General features: G+C 46.8%; 13 protein-coding genes and 4 tRNA genes. 14 read left to right on the top strand and 3 right to left on the bottom strand.

The window, feature by feature from the left end:
* Positions 1-10 precede the first annotated feature (10 nt).
* The 4 genes from AC0VXX_RS13055 to AC0VXX_RS13040 all read left to right on the top strand — a co-directional run bounded on the left by AC0VXX_RS13055 (position 11) and on the right by AC0VXX_RS13040 (position 622).
* A tRNA-Met gene (locus tag AC0VXX_RS13055) sits at positions 11-87 on the top strand.
* Positions 88-241: 154 nt separating this feature from the next.
* Positions 242-326 (top strand) — tRNA-Leu (locus tag AC0VXX_RS13050).
* 55 nt (positions 327-381) lie between these two features.
* A tRNA-Gln gene (locus AC0VXX_RS13045) sits at positions 382-456 on the top strand.
* An 81-nt stretch (positions 457-537) separates the two neighbouring features.
* Positions 538-622 (top strand) — tRNA-Leu (locus tag AC0VXX_RS13040).
* Positions 623-1,415: 793 nt separating this feature from the next.
* Here AC0VXX_RS13040 and AC0VXX_RS13035 read toward each other — a convergent pair.
* The 3 genes from AC0VXX_RS13035 to lolB all read right to left on the bottom strand — a co-directional run bounded on the left by AC0VXX_RS13035 (position 1,416) and on the right by lolB (position 3,927).
* Complete coding sequence (locus AC0VXX_RS13035) at positions 1,416-2,363, bottom strand: ribose-phosphate pyrophosphokinase (protein WP_110457872.1); 948 nt, start codon at positions 2,361-2,363, stop codon at positions 1,416-1,418.
* A 66-nt stretch (positions 2,364-2,429) separates the two neighbouring features.
* On the bottom strand, positions 2,430-3,284 hold the full coding sequence (gene ispE, locus AC0VXX_RS13030; RefSeq protein WP_475514593.1) for a 4-(cytidine 5'-diphospho)-2-C-methyl-D-erythritol kinase: 855 nt from the start codon (positions 3,282-3,284) through the stop codon (positions 2,430-2,432).
* On the bottom strand, positions 3,274-3,927 hold the full coding sequence (lolB, locus tag AC0VXX_RS13025; RefSeq protein ID WP_475517029.1) for a lipoprotein insertase outer membrane protein LolB: 654 nt from the start codon (positions 3,925-3,927) through the stop codon (positions 3,274-3,276). Before lolB ends, ispE begins: the two co-directional genes overlap by 11 nt.
* A 531-nt stretch (positions 3,928-4,458) precedes the next feature.
* On the opposite strand from lolB, the gene hemA reads away from it, so the two are divergent.
* The 10 genes from hemA (at position 4,459) to AC0VXX_RS12975 (ending at position 16,212) form a co-directional block, all read left to right on the top strand.
* Positions 4,459-5,709: a glutamyl-tRNA reductase gene (gene hemA / locus AC0VXX_RS13020; protein WP_475514592.1), complete on the top strand. Its 1,251-nt coding sequence runs from the start codon at positions 4,459-4,461 to the stop codon at positions 5,707-5,709.
* A 13-nt stretch (positions 5,710-5,722) separates the two neighbouring features.
* Positions 5,723-6,808, top strand: coding sequence for a peptide chain release factor 1 (gene prfA / locus AC0VXX_RS13015; protein WP_475514591.1), 1,086 nt, complete (start codon positions 5,723-5,725; stop codon positions 6,806-6,808).
* Between the two features lie 41 nt (positions 6,809-6,849).
* Positions 6,850-7,698, top strand: coding sequence for a peptide chain release factor N(5)-glutamine methyltransferase (gene prmC, locus AC0VXX_RS13010; RefSeq protein ID WP_119978359.1), 849 nt, complete (start codon positions 6,850-6,852; stop codon positions 7,696-7,698).
* A 610-nt stretch (positions 7,699-8,308) separates the two neighbouring features.
* Positions 8,309-9,079, top strand: coding sequence for an MBL fold metallo-hydrolase (locus tag AC0VXX_RS13005; protein WP_475514590.1), 771 nt, complete (start codon positions 8,309-8,311; stop codon positions 9,077-9,079).
* Positions 9,037-10,311, top strand: a complete 1,275-nt coding sequence (locus AC0VXX_RS13000; RefSeq protein WP_475514589.1) for an alkyl/aryl-sulfatase — start codon at positions 9,037-9,039, stop codon at positions 10,309-10,311. Before AC0VXX_RS13005 ends, AC0VXX_RS13000 begins: the two co-directional genes overlap by 43 nt.
* Positions 10,312-10,629: 318 nt before the next feature.
* Positions 10,630-11,016: a SirB2 family protein gene (locus AC0VXX_RS12995; RefSeq protein ID WP_475514588.1), complete on the top strand. Its 387-nt coding sequence runs from the start codon at positions 10,630-10,632 to the stop codon at positions 11,014-11,016.
* Positions 11,016-11,804, top strand: a complete 789-nt coding sequence (locus tag AC0VXX_RS12990) for a transglutaminase family protein (RefSeq protein WP_475514587.1) — start codon at positions 11,016-11,018, stop codon at positions 11,802-11,804. Before AC0VXX_RS12995 ends, AC0VXX_RS12990 begins: the two co-directional genes overlap by 1 nt.
* Before the next feature lie 298 nt (positions 11,805-12,102).
* Complete coding sequence (locus AC0VXX_RS12985; protein ID WP_475514586.1) at positions 12,103-13,356, top strand: DUF819 family protein; 1,254 nt, start codon at positions 12,103-12,105, stop codon at positions 13,354-13,356.
* Between the two features lie 68 nt (positions 13,357-13,424).
* Entirely contained in the window at positions 13,425-14,273 is an 849-nt protein-coding gene (kdsA, locus tag AC0VXX_RS12980) for a 3-deoxy-8-phosphooctulonate synthase (RefSeq protein WP_475514585.1), read from the top strand.
* Positions 14,274-14,670: 397 nt separating this feature from the next.
* Positions 14,671-16,212, top strand: a complete 1,542-nt coding sequence (locus tag AC0VXX_RS12975; RefSeq protein ID WP_475517028.1) for an AbgT family transporter — start codon at positions 14,671-14,673, stop codon at positions 16,210-16,212.
* The last annotated feature ends 2 nt before the right edge of the window (positions 16,213-16,214 follow it).

The following is a 16,214-nucleotide window of genomic DNA, read 5'->3' as shown; positions in this document are numbered from 1 at the left end:
GATAATATGTGGCAATGTAGCTCAGCTGGTTAGAGCACAGCACTCATAATGCTGGGGTCGCAGGTTCAAGTCCCGCCATTGCTACCATCTTATTCAGATGTAAAATGAAGGCGTAACTTGAATGAGTTACCATCTTAATCAAGATGTAAAACTAGATGCAGCGTGAGAGTAGTGGATGTTGATAGTTAGACACGCTAGATTCTTAATGCCATCTTAATCAAGATGTAAAACTAGATGCAGTGCGGGAGTGGTGGAATTGGTAGACACGCCAGATTTAGGTTCTGGTGCCGTAAGGTGTGAGAGTTCAAGTCTCTCCTCCCGTACCATTTATTTTAAGTTACAGCCTTGTGGTCTACAGGGTGTGACAAAAGCGAAAGCTTTTGGGGTATCGCCAAGCGGTAAGGCACCGGGTTTTGATCTCGGCATTCCCAGGTTCGAATCCTGGTACCCCAGCCATTATTCAACCACCTAAGTCATTGACTTAAGTGAGTGGGTTAGACCCATCATCTTTAATCAGGATGTAAAAAATGATGCAGTGCGGGAGTGGTGGAATTGGTAGACACGCCAGATTTAGGTTCTGGTGCCGTAAGGTGTGAGAGTTCAAGTCTCTCCTCCCGTACCATTTATTAAAAAACAAATAAGCCTGTCTTTTTGACGGGCTTTTTTGTGCCTAAAATTTGCCCCCTTTAGCCTGTACGCCTCTACTATTAATCTATATTGTCTGCGGCGTTAAGCGCTTTACAGTCGCGATTTTAGATGCTTTGTTGCTCTAACGTGTACGTGTTGAGTTAAGCCGTTGGCAGCGAGTTAGTGGCGTTAGCGAGGCTTTGGGATGGTTTAGGCTATGATTTATACCTAGGGATAAAAACTTACTTAAATCGAGGGCTGATATTCACGATCTTTTGCGTCGATACCACCTCGGGCCGCCGCATAAGCATCCTTGCCAGCTCAACGAAAATGACTAACTCACGAAATGTTAGGAACATTTTTAGCCATGTTGTCGATACCCTTCATCGTATTAGCGCTTCAATCTTCGCTTCTTGAGTTTGTTCAATCTGGTCATTTCATCGGTGTAATGGGTATTAGATTCGTTGTGAATTAACCATTCTAGGGCTGTTTTAGGAAGCGTTAGCGTATTATGTCAATGATGCGGCAATCGTCATGAGGGGAGGTCGATAGTGATAAACCTGATAGCCTTTACCATTTGCTATCTCTCATCACGGGGCTATTTCATCACGGGCTATATTCATAGTATTCACAGAGCTATATCAAAGCGGGCATGTGAGGGCAGTAGGCCTTTATTTAGGGGGGGTAAAGTAGGGGTGAGCTATACTTATTATTTAGGTTCCTGACTACAAGGCATAAAAAACGCACTCAACCGAGTGCGTTTTATATTCGCTAAATAATCTAATCGATTAGTGCTTGAACATCGCAGAGATGGACTCTTCGTTGCTGACACGACGAATTGCTTCGGCCATCACTGTTGACATAGTCAACTGGGTGACTTTATCTAGCGCGGCAATTTCAGGGCTTAGCGGAATGGTATCGGTCACAATTACTTCATCAATCACTGATTCAGCAATGTTCTTAGCAGCGTTGCCTGAGAAGACGGGGTGAGTTGCATAAGCAAATACACGGTTAGCACCATGTTCTTTTAACGCTTCAGCAGCTTTACACAGTGTGCCACCAGTATCAATCATATCGTCAACGATAATACAGTCACGGCCTTGAACATCACCGATAATGTGCATCACCTGCGCGACGTTTGCCTGTGGACGACGCTTATCGATAATGGCGAGATCAGAGTCATCAAGTAGTTTGGCAACAGCACGAGCACGTACTACGCCACCGATGTCTGGCGATACCACAACAGGATTATCTAACTTCTTGGCTAGCATATCTTCTAACAGTACTGGGCTACCAAATACGTTATCAACTGGCACATCGAAGAAGCCTTGGATCTGTTCGGCATGTAAGTCACAAGTCAGTACGCGGTCAACGCCTACGCTTGACAAGAAATCGGCAACCACTTTAGCGGTAATAGGTACACGAGCACTGCGTACACGACGGTCTTGACGTGCGTAGCCAAAGTAAGGAATAACCGCAGTAATACGGCCAGCAGATGCGCGACGTAACGCATCAACCATTACGATAAGTTCCATCAAGTTATCGTTAGTCGGTGCACAAGTAGATTGAATGATAAATACATCCGCACCACGTACATTTTCGTTAATCTGGACACTGATTTCACCGTCGCTGAAAACGCCAACCTCTGCGTCTCCGAGTTTACAAAATAGACGATCTGCTATCTTCTTTGCGAGACTGGGTGTTGCGTTACCGGCAAATAGTTTAATGTCAGGCACTGTATGAACCTCAGGCGTATGCTTCATTTTAATGACCGGGATAAAGTAGCCTTATCCCGCATGATTCTAATCCTGCGCTAAGCGCAGCATTAATGGTGATTTATTTGTCCCTTTCGCGATAAAGCCGCTCATATCGGCAGGTTTTTTGGCAAATACCTGCTCAGCTTGCTCGCGAGTAGCGAATGTTCCGAAAACACATGCTCCGGTTCCGGTCATTCTAGACGGCGCATATTCTATCAGCCACGCCAATGCTTTGGCAACTTGAGGGTGACGTTTGGCGACCAGTTGTTGACAATCATTGTGCCAGTCACTGGTCATTAAATCGGCTAAAGATAACTTTGGTGTATCTCGTGGTAATTGTGGGTCGTTAAACACCTCAGCCGTTGACACGTGCACATTAGGCGTGAGTACCAGATACCAAGGCTCAGGTAAATCTACCGCAACCAGTTTCTCACCTACACCTTCGGCAAAAGCGGCTAAACCATTAATAAAAACAGGCACATCAGCACCTAAGCTTAGGCCAATCTCTGTCAGTTGAGCTAATGATAACTGGGTGTTCCATAAGTGATTTAGCGCCACTAAGGTTGTGGCTGCATCTGACGAGCCGCCGCCAATTCCACCGCCCATAGGCAATTTTTTATCGAGCCATATCTCTGCGCCGAGTGTGGTTGCGGTTTTTTGTTGCAGCGATTTTGCTGCTCGAAGAATTAAGTTATCTGTATTTGCGACAACATCACTGATGTTGGAGTGTAAGGTGAGTTCACCAGTCTGGTTGATGGCAAAATCCAGTAGATCACCCTGCTCGATAAATTGAAACAGAGTTTGCAGTTCATGGTAACCGTCATGACGACGGCCATTGATGTGTAAAAACAGGTTAAGTTTTGCTGGCGCAGGCCATGCGGTAGAGCGTTTATTGGTCATGCGGTAGTCCGGCGTAATCAGTTAATTCTGTGCTGTTAGCAAGTGCTTGCCATAGATTAATTTGTATTTTTAATCGAACATCTTCACGGGTTAGTTCAAGTGTTCTAGGAAGTTGTGCGCCGCTTTGAGATTGCCAACTTTTAAACTCCACCTGCCATGGGGCTTGAGTCATGGTTGACTGCACTCGTTGAGGTCTGTGGTTGTTATCGTAACTGACTATCTGATCTGTAGGCGACACTTGGCCAGTTATCCATAATGGTAAATGTTCGACAGGGATAGACCAGCCTGTGAGCCGCTTGAGCAATTGCTCGGCATCATGATGCTCATAGGTGTTGTCGTCAATCATTAAACGAGCGCCATTGTCGTCACGCTCTAGCAGCATGATCGTTGTGCCTAACATTGTGGTTAGGCGTAATTGATCGCTGTCAGGGGTGTGAAGCCAATATAAATTAGTACTAAATTTATCGTCACGGGTTTTGGCCGCGAGCTTGCCCTGCATCTCCCAAGCTTTGGCCTGCTTTACATGGTCAACATTGATGGCTTGCAGATCAATATCGGAGCGGCTGGCGCACCCTCCTAACAATAAAGGGGTCAGTAATAGGGCGCTAATAAAGATTTTTGTGAAGTAGTTCAAATTATTTATCTATTACTGTTATATCGAGCCCATATCATACGAGTGCTGTGTATAAATACCAATGGCAATCGTTAAATTTCCTGCCAAGCCTAGGCTTTCAGCTAATGCTTAGTGTTTTTGTAATGGCTTGTATTTTGGTGGTTATTGCTGCGCTTTAATGTGAAAAAAGCGTAACAAGCGAGATTATTATTCGGTTTTGTTAAGCGTATTCTGTTTTTAGTTGGCTCAATTCAGTAGAATGGCTGCCACTAAGAGAGATGAATCAGGGCGATGGCCCTTGCATGAGGATTTTGTCGCCACTCTATGAGGCAATGTGACACGCTCGCATTAAACCAAGTGTCGCCTGTGACTATCAAAAATATGATAGCAAGGCATGGCCAGCAAAAGTCAGCAGCAAGCTAAACCCTAGTCGTTCGCCTCAAAGCCGTTAGTGGAGCAATATGAGCCAATCGCATTTTCGCTTGTATTCTGACCACCGCCTTGAGCCAGAACAAATCTAATTCGCAAGATAAACAGACCCTAGAGACCAGAAAGAGTCAGATGAGCCTTGTAGCAATCGGTATTAATCATAAAACAGCGACGGTAGACCTACGTGAAAAAGTAGCGTTTTCACCCGATAAAATTCATGACGCGATGAAAAGCCTCGCCAGTCTAACTAAGACGGGTGAAGCGGTGATCATCTCGACCTGTAATCGCACCGAACTTTACTGTAACAACGGTGAAGCGCAGGACGTGATTACTTGGTTAGAGGAATATCATCAGCTGTCCCATGAAGATGTGCTACCTTGCCTGTACCAATATCGCGGCCAAGAGGCCGTGCGACATTTGATGCGTGTCTCTGCTGGTCTTGACTCACTCATCTTAGGTGAGCCACAGATCTTAGGCCAAGTTAAGCAATCTTTTGTTAAGGCCAAAGAAGCGGGCACAGTGGCGGTCACCATGGACCGGCTGTTTCAAAATACCTTCTCTGTTGCCAAAAAAGTGCGCACCGAAACTGAAATTGGCGCAGCGGCCGTGTCGGTAGCGTTTGCCGCGGTGAGCATGGCTAAACATATTTTCTCGGCTTTGAGTGCCACTAAAGTGTTACTCATAGGTGCTGGTGAGACCATAGAGCTGGTTGCCCGGCATCTTAAAGACAATGGCGTCGAGTCAATGATTGTGGCTAACCGGACCATTTCGCGCGCCGAAGCCATGTGCGAAGAGTTTGGCGCGACCGCCATTACGCTCGAACAGATACCAGATTTTCTCCCTAAGGCCGATATCGTGATATCCTCTACCGCCAGCCCATTACCTATACTGGGTAAAGGCATGGTAGAAAAAGCGCTGAAACAGCGTCGTCATCAACCTATGTTATTGGTTGATATAGCAGTTCCTAGAGATATTGAAGCCGAAGTAGGGGATCTAGATGATGCCTTTCTCTACACGGTTGACGACCTGCAAAGCATCATTGAACAAAATATGGCCTCCAGACGTGAGGCTGCCGAGCAAGCCGAATTAATTGTTGAAGAAGAATCTCATCTTTTCATGGAGTGGATCCGCTCATTAGAGTCGGTCGACAGTATCCGTGAATACCGTACTAAAAGTATGGCGATTAAAGATGAACTGGTAGAGCGCGCGATCAATAAGTTAGCCCAAGGCGGTGATAGCGAACAGCTAATACTGGAACTGGCCAATAAGTTAACCAATAAATTGATCCATGCGCCGACTCAAGCCCTTACTCAGGCGAGTCGACGCGGTGACTTAAACAGCATCGGACAATTAAGAACGGCGCTTGGATTAGATAAAGACTAAGGTTAGCGTTGGAATGAAGGACAGTGTGATTCGCAAGCTTGAAGGCTTGCTTGAGCGTAATGAAGAAGTATTGGCGCTACTGAGCGATCCTAGCGTGATTGCCGACCAAGAGCGTTTTCGCGCTCTGTCCAAAGAGTACTCTCAACTCGAAGACGTGGTAAGAAGCTTTAAGGCATTTCAACAGGCGCAGGCCGATCTCGAGTCGGCGCAAGAGATGTTAGCCGAAGACGATGCCGAGCTAAAAGAGATGGCGCAAGAAGAGATTAAAGCCGCCAAGCAAGTGATTGAGACACTCGAAGATGAACTGCAGATCCTACTGCTGCCTAAAGATCCTAAAGACGACAACAATGCCTTCGTAGAAATTCGTGCCGGCGCAGGGGGTGATGAAGCTGCCATCTTTGCCGGTGATCTGTACCGTATGTATAGCCGTTACTGCGAAGCTAAACGTTGGCAGGTCGAGGTGATGAACGCTAACGAAGGCGAACACGGTGGCTTTAAAGAGATCATCGTTAAAGTGTCTGGCGATGGAGTTTACGGCCGACTGAAATTTGAATCGGGTGGTCATCGTGTACAGCGCGTGCCAGAGACCGAGTCGCAAGGTCGAGTGCATACTTCTGCTTGTACTGTGGTGGTTATGCCTGAAGTACCCGAAGCCGAAGCGATTCAAATTAATCCTGCCGATCTAAAAGTGGATACCTTCCGCGCATCGGGCGCGGGTGGTCAGCACGTTAACAAAACCGATTCGGCTATCCGTATTACTCACATTCCGTCTGGCATCATTGTTGAATGTCAGGATCAGCGCTCGCAGCATAAAAACCGCGCTCAAGCCATGAGTGTATTGACGGCCCGTATACAAGCGGTTGAAGATGAAAAACGCCGCAGCGAAGAGGAATCGACTCGCCGTACATTAGTGGCCAGTGGTGATCGCTCTGAGCGTATCCGTACTTATAACTTCCCTCAGGGACGCGTCAGTGAGCACCGTATCAATTTGACTCTTTATCGCTTAAATGAAGTGATGGAAGGGGATTTAGATGCGATTATCGAACCGCTAATGCAAGAAAACCAAGCCGATATGTTGGCTGCTTTGGCAGACGATTAATATACTCAATATCGCGACTCTAGGTTAATAAGGATATTTTTTTGTACCAGACGTTAGCTGAAGCCCTTCAATGGGCTTCTTCTCAACTTGTTGAGATCTCTGATACCGCCAAGCTAGATGCCGAAGTGATGCTACTGCATGTCATCCATAAGCCGCGCAGCTACCTCTACACTTGGCCCGATGAACGTATTACCAGTGAACAATCCGCCGCGTTTCAGCAGATGGTCGCAAGGCGTGCAATTGGCACTCCTATCGCGCATATCGTTGGCGAGCGCGAGTTTTGGTCATTGCCGTTTATGGTTAATCCCACCACGCTTATTCCGCGTCCTGATACCGAAATTTTGGTTGAGACCGCGTTAAACTTGCCGTTAGCACAAAATGCTAAGGTGCTCGATTTAGGCACGGGAACGGGGGCAATAGCCCTGTCGTTAGCCTTTGAGCGCAGCACATGGCAGATCACGGCCGTCGACAAAGTGATTGAAGCTGTGGCTTTGGCTAAGGCGAATCGTGACAACTTGAAGCTACCTCAAGTCGAGGTGCTACAAAGTGATTGGTTTGATGCTGTCAATCAGTACGATTTCAATCTTATAGTCTCTAACCCGCCTTATATCGACGAAGAAGATGAGCACTTGTCTCAAGGCGATGTACGCTTTGAGCCACAGAGTGCGCTGACCGCTGCCGAACATGGTTATGCCGATCTGTTCCATATTGCTCAGTCGGCGCGTGATTATCTGGCGCCCGGTGGCTATTTGCTACTCGAACACGGTTTTGAGCAAGCCATTACGGTGCGCAATAAGATGATTGAGCTAGGTTATGAGTCGGTGTCGACCGTGAGAGACTTTGGCAGTAACGACCGTTGTACCTTAGGTCGCTGGCCTAGGCAGGGTTAACTGACACGCGGATGCTTGATAGCGACTAACGTGATTAAACGCCATTGGCTTATGCTAATGGCGTTTTTGTTTATACATCTTACTGTTGTGTATCTTGCTTGATGGTCATTGAGCTAAGCGTTATCTCTATGGGTTCTATTTTAGATAGTGGATTAACGTAATATGAATGCCACCTCGTTAATTAATGTTGTTAACCTATTGAACAAGTTGAATTTTTAATGTGGTTAGTTACTAAGCAAGATCCATAGCGCCGCTTATAGGTCAATCGTTAAGGCTGTGACACTAAGCCATGCCTCTTCACCACTTGCACCTGCGCAAAATAAATCAACCTCGTTAGGGGGGCTTTTTCATCTAGACAAGAATGACGTGTATAAACCCAGTCATTACTTGTACAAACTCAGTCGCAACACTATCTTAATATTTTGGTGGGGCAGGCATTGTCATGTTTACTCACCTGTAGATAGGTTAGTCATCGTCGTCGTTTGCTAAGTGTAGAAGTCATCAAATACTTACCAAAACAGTTGGGTAACTTGTTGTTCAGTAATAACCAAGGAGCTAGGTCTATGAATACAAAATTAGCCAACGCCGCGCTACTATCAGCATCATCAGTGTGACAATATCGACCCATATGATTGCCAACGCCGCAGGTGGTGGCAGTGTGGTAACAAGTGATCCGAATAAACACTTTGATCCTAAAGGGCAAGAGCCGTCACAATATACCATAGCGTTACAAAATGGTTTGCGTAAAACCTTGCCGTTTGATGATAAGCGTGACTTTGAAGAAGCCCAAAAAGGCTTTATCGCTGCACCTGAATATAAACAAATTATGGCCGAAGCGGGTAACGTTGCGTGGGATATGGGCAGTTATGAGTGGCTGCTCGATGAAGGTAAAACCTTCGATACCATTAACCCTTCTTTGCAGCGTCAAGCAGTGCTCAACATGGCTTATGGCTTGTATGAAGTGTTACCCGACCATATTTATCAGGTGCGAGGTTATGATCTTGCCAATATCAGTTTTATTAAAGGTAAGACGGGCTGGATTGTATTTGACCCTTTAACGGCCAAAGAGACCGCGGCGGCGGCATTGGCCTTTATTAATCAGCAATTGGGTGAGCGTCCGGTCGTGGCCGTGGTCTACTCTCACTCTCATGCCGACCACTTTGGTGGGGTTCGCGGTGTGGTGGATGAACAAGATGTTCAAAGCGGTAAGGTGAAAGTCATTGCCCCTGAAGGCTTTATGCATCATGCGGTCTCCGAAAATGTCATGGCCGGTAATGCCATGACGCGCAGGATGTTTTTCAATACGGTGTACTACTTCCCAGAAGTCCCTATGGTCATGTGGATCAATCTATCGGTAAAAATACCGCGGCGGGTAATTTAGGCTTAATCGCGCCTAACGTGATTATCGATAAAGCCTTTACTGAAATGACCATAGATGGCGTCAACATGGTGTTTCAAAATACCCCAGGAACCGAAGCGCCAGCAGAGATGAACACTTGGTTCCCAGACTTGAACGCTTTTTGGGCCGCCGAGAATATAACCGGCACCATACATAATATCTATACCTTACGCGGCGCATTGGTACGCGACGCATTGGAATGGTCTAAGCAAATTAATATTTCGCTGTATAAATTTGGTCAGCAGGCTGAGGTGATGTTTTCCGCTCACTCTTGGCCTCGTTGGGGCAATGAGCGTATTCAAGAGGTGATGCGCAGTCAGCGTGATACCTATGCGCACCTCAATAATCAGGTGCTGCATCTGGCTAATCAAGGTGTGACCATTAATCAAATTCACAATGTATATAAGCTCCCCGATAGTTTACAGCAGCAGTGGTCAGCCCATAGTTATCATGGCTCTGAGGAGCACAATTGCCGCGCGGTGTTGAATCGCTATTTAGGTTATTGGGATGCTAATCCCGCGACCTTAATGCCTTTATCACCAGAAGACTCCGCACCTTTATACGTTGAGATGATGGGAGGCAGCAGTAAGATTGTTGCCAAAGGGCAGCAATTATTTGAGCAAGGAAAATATTGCCATGCCATAGAGATCCTCAATAAACTGGTGTTTGCTGAGCCCCAAAATCAAGCCGCTAAAGATTTACTCGCTAATGTGTATGAGCAAATTGGTTATCAAAAAGAGAGCCCTAGTGTGCGAAATAGCTTTTTAGCGGCGGCTTACGAATTGCGTAATGGTATGCCAACAGGTGCTTCGCCTAAAACGACTGGACCCGACATTATCCGTGGTATGTCTACCGGTTTATGGCTTGACTACCTCGGAGTTCGCCTTGATACCAGCAAGACTGCAGATAAACACTTTGTCATTAACTTGGTCACTCCGGATAATGGCGAGCAGTATCTGGTTGAACTGAGTAATTCGGCGCTGACCAATATCGAAGGGGTACAATCACCGCAAGCGGACCTCACCTTAACGATAGATCGCAGCGAGTTAAATGATGTCATGATGGGCGCGCAGAGTTTCGACGATAAAATCAAAGCTGGCAAAGTGAAGGTGGAAGGAGAGCGTCGTGCAATCGATGAGCTAATGGGCGCAATGGTCGAATTCTCCATGGAGTTTGAACTGCTCCCCGGCACACTGCCAGATACGGTCAAATAGGCCACCGCTTACGGTTAATTTCAACAGACAGCCGCTTGCCACAGGTAGCCGGTGATAATTGGTTGGCAGTCGGCTCAAACCACGCTAAAGCTGCGGTCTTGGCGTGGTTTTTTATTGGATAAGTTGGGGGGGATAAATACGGGATCATTGCGAGTGACATTATCTTGTTTAAATTCATCACGTTTTCGTGATTATCTTGTGTTATTGGCCGCGATGCTAATTATGGTGTGTTTATCGTCGATAATCGGTTGATGCTATTGGTGCGGCTGGAGTAGATCAGTTACACTAGCGCCTTTGTCAGCAACCAAAGAATTTAAAATGGACAGTTTATACCCTGCTATAAAGCATATTCACCTTACGTTTATTGCCCTCAGTGTACTGTTTTTTATTGTGCGTTTTGCGCTGCACTTAAAGCAGTCGCCTATTATGGATAAGAAGTTCGTTAAGATAGCCCCGCATGTTATCGACACTCTGCTGGTGCTGTCTGGTTTAACCCTGTGTTTTATCATCAAGCAATATCCTTTCCAAGATGCATGGCTGACCGAAAAAATCGGTGCGTTGTTGGCCTATATTTTCTTAGCGACCATTGCGCTCAAAGCCAATCGCAACAAGCTGTTTAAGGTGTTTGCCGCCCTCGGTGCTATCGCTTGGATCGCCTATGCAGGTAAGGTCGCCATGTTTAAACAAGCGATATTACTGAGTTAATGACACAGATGATCCTACAAGATGAGCTCTTGTTACCCGAGAGCGCGTTTGACATCACTCAGCACTTGGGTTTTTCCAATAAAAAGAGTGCTAATTGGGCTTGGCTTGAACTTGCTGGCTCAGTGCTGAGTCATTATGTGGTCGACCGTGAAGATAGATTGAATGCTCTGCTTAAGTGGTTTTATGGCGACTTAGGTTTTTGCGCTCGAGATGCCTATTTTAGTGTTGAAGCTGCCGATTTAGGCAGCTGCATACTCACTCGCCAGGGCAATAGTACGACCTTGGCCACCGTATTGATGTTACTGGCGAAACAGTTAGACCTAGTGCTTGAGCCCTTGCTGCTGCCCGGCAATACGGTGTTGTGCAGTCGAATCGATAGGCAGGTGCGTTATATCGACCCATTAACGGGTCAGTCACTGACCAAGCATCAGTTACATGTCTTGGTGCGTGGTGAGTTGGGTAATGGGGCGGCGTTTAAACCGCGTTACTTAAAGCCTGCAAGTTTAAAGCGGTTATTGTCGCGCATGATCCACGAGCTCAAAGCGGGAGCGATTTTATCGAACCAGTTTGAGAGTGCGATGGAGTGTTGCAACCTGTTATTGCAATGGCATAGCGATGATCTCAACCTCAATCGTGAGCGAGCCTTTATTGCACAGCAGTTAGGGTGTATCAGTGTTGCCGCCGCGGACTTACAGCATTTTGTCGACAATAGTCCGCATGATCCTGTGACTGAATTAGTTAAGCTGCAGATTAAAGAGTTAAGCGAAGATCTTGAGGTATACCATTAAAGAAAAGCTGAAGCCGTTATGGTTTCAGCTTTTTTATGCGGTTTAATGACGGCCATAAACGCCTTGTAGCGCTATGAGCCATTTTATGCTGGCCGGCTCGCAATCTTGTCAGTCTTATATTGAATCGCCTGCAGTAACAGGCTAAAAACGACTCACCATTTAATCAGCAATACCATCATTAATATTTACAATAGGCTTGCATCACAGGCCAAATAAATAACGTGCTTTGATAAGCCGAATAAAACAACAAATTGATATTAAAAATAAAACTAAAAATAGATGTGAATTAGGGGGAAATATGAGCGGTACCGCATTAGTGACCAATGATGCCACTGGGCTGGGATTATTAGCAGCCATTTTAGGCTTGGTGTTTTATACCAATAGCAGTTCTCATCCATTTTGGGTGAAATTTTATCGTTACATTCCGGCGTTGTTACTGTGTTACTTCCTGCCATCACTGCTTAATTCATTTAATATTGTCGATGGCGATACCTCTAAGCTCTATTATGTGGCTTCACGTTATTTACTACCAGCCTGCTTAGTATTATTGATCTTAAGCGTCGATTTAAAAGCGATCTTAGGCTTAGGCCCTAAGGCCATTGTGATGTTTCTCACCGGCACCGTTGGTATCGTGATTGGTGGGCCGATTGCATTGCTTATTATCTCCAGCATTAATCCTGAGATCTTAGGTGTTAGTGGCCCCGATGCAGTCTGGCGTGGCATGACCACCTTAGCCGGTAGCTGGATTGGCGGTGGCGCTAACCAAGCAGCGATGAAAGAGATCTATGAAGCGGGCGGTAACATCTTTTCAATTATGGTGACAGTGGATGTGATCGTAGCCAATATCTGGATGGCGGTACTGCTCTATATGGCCTCTAAAGCCAAGGAGATCGATGCTAAAACCGGCGCCGATACCCGTGCCATTGAAACCTTAAAACTCAAGGTTGAGAAGTACCATGCCGAACATTCACGTATTCCCAGCTTACGTGACTTGATGATGATAGTGGCGGTCGGTTTTGGTATTACCGGACTGGCGCACATGTTTGCCGATTTCCTCGGGCCTTTTTTCGAAGCCAACTATCCGTGGACACGTGATTACAGTCTAACGTCTAAATTTTTCTGGCTAATCGTCACTGTCACCACTATCGGTTTGGCGATGTCATTTAGCCCGGTGCGCCATTTAGAAGCCGCTGGCGCCTCTAAAGTGGCGTCGGCCTTTTTGTATATTCTGGTTGCCACCATTGGCTTGCATATGGATGTGTTTAAACTATTTGATCCGGCAAATCTTTGGTATTTCGCCATCGGTATTATCTGGATGTTAGTGCATGCCAGCTTTATGCTGCTGGTGGCTAAACTGATTAAGGCGCCGCTGTTTTATATGGCGGTGGGCAGTCAAGCCAATGTGGGCGGCGCAGCATCTGCGCCGGTTGTGGCGGCGGCATTCCACCCCGCATTAGCGCCCGTCGGTGTGTTATTGGCGGTGTTGGGCTATGCTGTAGGCACTTATATGGCATGGTTATGTGGCCAAATTTTACAGGCAGTTGCGCTATAATCGCCTGCTGCGATACCTATTTGAACAATGCTAAGGTGTGGCCTTAGCTTCTTAAGAGAGAAGTAACGATGAGTAATAAAACCATAAAGTTAGGTAGCATTGAGATTGCAAACGATAAGCCGTTTGTGTTGTTTGGCGGCATGAATGTGCTTGAATCGCGTGATTTAGCCATGCAGATCGCGGAAACCTATGCCGAAGTTACTCAAAAATTAGGGATCCCTTATGTGTTTAAGGCCTCATTCGATAAAGCCAACCGCTCTTCGGTGAACTCCTACCGTGGCCCAGGTATGGAAGAGGGGCTGAAGATTTTTCAAGAGATAAAATCGACCTTTAACTTGCCGTTAATCACCGACGTCCATGAAACTCATCAGTGTGCGCCAGTTGCCGAAGTGGTCGATGTGATTCAGTTGCCCGCGTTTTTAGCTCGCCAGACAGATCTGGTGGTAGCAATGGCCAAAACCGGTGCCATCATCAACGTTAAAAAACCGCAATTTTTAGCGCCACACGAGATGCGCCACATCATCACTAAGTTTAATGAAGCGGGTAACGATGAGATCATGCTGTGCGAGCGTGGCTCAAGCTTTGGTTACAATAACTTGGTGGTCGACATGTTGGGTATGGATGAGATGAAGCAATCGGGTTACCCAGTGATCTTCGATGCGACCCACGCCTTGCAGCGCCCGGGTGGCCGCAGCGACAGTGCCGGTGGGCGTCGTGCTCAAGCCACTGAGCTTGCCCGCAGTGGTATGGCATTAGGCTTAGCCGGTCTGTTTATTGAAGCGCATCCCGATCCAGATAACGCTAAATGTGACGGTCCATGTGCACTGCCACTGCACCAGCTGGAAAACTACCTCAAGCAGATGAAGGCGGTGGATGAACTGGTTAAATCATTCGAGCCTATCGATACCAGTAAATAATAACTTAACGTCACTTTATCAAGCCTCGCCATTGCGAGGCTTTTTTTTGACTATTTTTAAGGTTGGCTACAGTCTTATTCAGTATGGTGTTGAATATTCAGTGTAATACTTATACCTACCCCATGAATCAGCTGGCCATTTTGATGACTAATAATGCGCAGTTGGGGGGATACATTTTATCAGTAGGATAACTCGTTATGTTATTGATGCCTGGTATAAGCCCATTGGGTTATTCATAAATAGCTTATTGATTTAATTTGATGGGCGCGAATGCCACCTCAGGCGTTTAGCGCACGCTGAGTCTTTTTGAGCCAAGCCGATATGTATTAGGCTGGCTATAATGAACGCTGCAATGACAGACGATAATAACAAGTACGCTTAAGTACAAGGAGTGATGATGACAACAAACGCGCAGGCACCCGGTTTATTGGGGCGGGCACTGGATACCATAGAACGAGTGGGCAATAAATTGCCCGATCCTGCCATGTTATTCTTAATGTTACTGTTTGCGGTGTGGGGCCTATCGGCGCTGTTATCTGGGGTCAGTTTTGATGCTATCGACCCTCGTACCGATGCGCCCATCATAGTTACCAACCTATTGAGCGCCGAGGCGCTGACTCACTTTCTAACCTCCATGGTATCGACGTTTACCGCCTTTGCGCCTTTAGGTGTGGTGTTAGTGGCGATGTTGGGTGTGGGAGTGGCGGAGCATTCTGGCTACATCAATACTGCGTTAAAGCAGATGCTAAAGATAACGCCGGCTAAATTGTTAACTCCTGCAGTGGTTGTGGTGGGGATTATCTCCCATACCGCGACCGATGCGGGCTATGTGGTGGTGATTCCGCTGGCTGGGGTGATCTTTTTCACCGTTGGCCGCCATCCGCTGGCGGGGATCGCGGCAGCTTTTGCGGGTGTCTCTGGCGGCTTTTGTGCCAACGTTATTCCCTCGGGCATCGACCCATTACTGCAAAGTTTTACCCAATCGGCGGCGCAGATTGTCGATGCCGATATTCAAATTAATCCGCTGAATAACTGGTTTTTTGCCGCTTCATCGTGCATTCCGATCACCTTGATTATTTGGTATCTCACCGACAAAGTGTTGGAGCCGCGTCTTAATCGAACCCACAAGGTCAATCGCGACGCGGTAGATATTCCTGAGATGGAGCTGACAACGCCGAGCGAGCTTAAGGCTTTTCGTATCGCCAGCCTAACGATGCTGGTGGCGATTATTGGCTTTTTCTCGTTAACCCTGCCTGAAACCTCGACCTTGCGCGACGCTAACGGCTCACTCACCAGTTTTAGCGCCCCTTTGATGAAGTCGATCGTGCCATTGATTTTTATCTTCTTCATGTTGCCTGGGCTAGTGTATGGCTATCTCACTAAGACCTTTACTCAATCTGCCGATGTGGTGCAGGCGATGTCTAAATCGATGAGCGGCATGTCGCACTATATTGTGATGGCTTTTTTCTGCGCCCAGTTTGTCGCGGCGTTTTCAGCCTCTAATTTGGGGGCATTAATCGCGGTAGAGGGGGCTGGTGCACTCAAGGCGCTTAACTTGTCTGCCGAAGTCACCATTGTCGGCATGATAATACTGGTGGGCTTTGTTAACTTATTTGTCGGCTCATCGTCAGCCAAATGGGCACTGATTGGGCCGGTATTGGTGCCGATGTTAATGCAGCTCAATATTAGTCCAGATTTGTCGCAGGCAGCCTATCGTGTCGGTGACTCGAGCTCTAATATCATTACTCCCTTGATGCCCTATTTTCCCTTGGTGGTGGTCTATTGTCAGCGATATGTGCAAGGCATAGGCATCGGCACCTTAATCGCCATGATGTTGCCTTTTAGTGTGGCATTGATGTCGATTTGGAGTGCCTGGTTATTGCTGTATTGGTCACTTGGGTTACCACTGGGCTTAGGAGCCAGCTATACCTACTTTTAGTT

Source organism: Shewanella sp. QJM3NY_23 (assembly GCF_056173105.1).
This window is presented reverse-complemented; position numbering and strand designations above follow the sequence as displayed.

Excerpts from the sequence above, each read along its gene's own strand:
- ispE (WP_475514593.1), bottom strand. The coding sequence starts at position 3,284 with ATGACCAATAAACGCTCTACCGCATGGCCTGCGCCAGCAAAACTTAAC.
- hemA (WP_475514592.1), top strand. The coding sequence starts at position 4,459 with ATGAGCCTTGTAGCAATCGGTATTAATCATAAAACAGCGACGGTAGAC.
- prfA (WP_475514591.1), top strand. The coding sequence starts at position 5,723 with ATGAAGGACAGTGTGATTCGCAAGCTTGAAGGCTTGCTTGAGCGTAAT.
- AC0VXX_RS12995 (WP_475514588.1), top strand. The coding sequence starts at position 10,630 with ATGGACAGTTTATACCCTGCTATAAAGCATATTCACCTTACGTTTATT.
- AC0VXX_RS12990 (WP_475514587.1), top strand. The coding sequence starts at position 11,016 with ATGACACAGATGATCCTACAAGATGAGCTCTTGTTACCCGAGAGCGCG.
- AC0VXX_RS12985 (WP_475514586.1), top strand. The coding sequence starts at position 12,103 with ATGAGCGGTACCGCATTAGTGACCAATGATGCCACTGGGCTGGGATTA.
- kdsA (WP_475514585.1), top strand. The coding sequence starts at position 13,425 with ATGAGTAATAAAACCATAAAGTTAGGTAGCATTGAGATTGCAAACGAT.
- AC0VXX_RS12975 (WP_475517028.1), top strand. The coding sequence starts at position 14,671 with ATGACAACAAACGCGCAGGCACCCGGTTTATTGGGGCGGGCACTGGAT.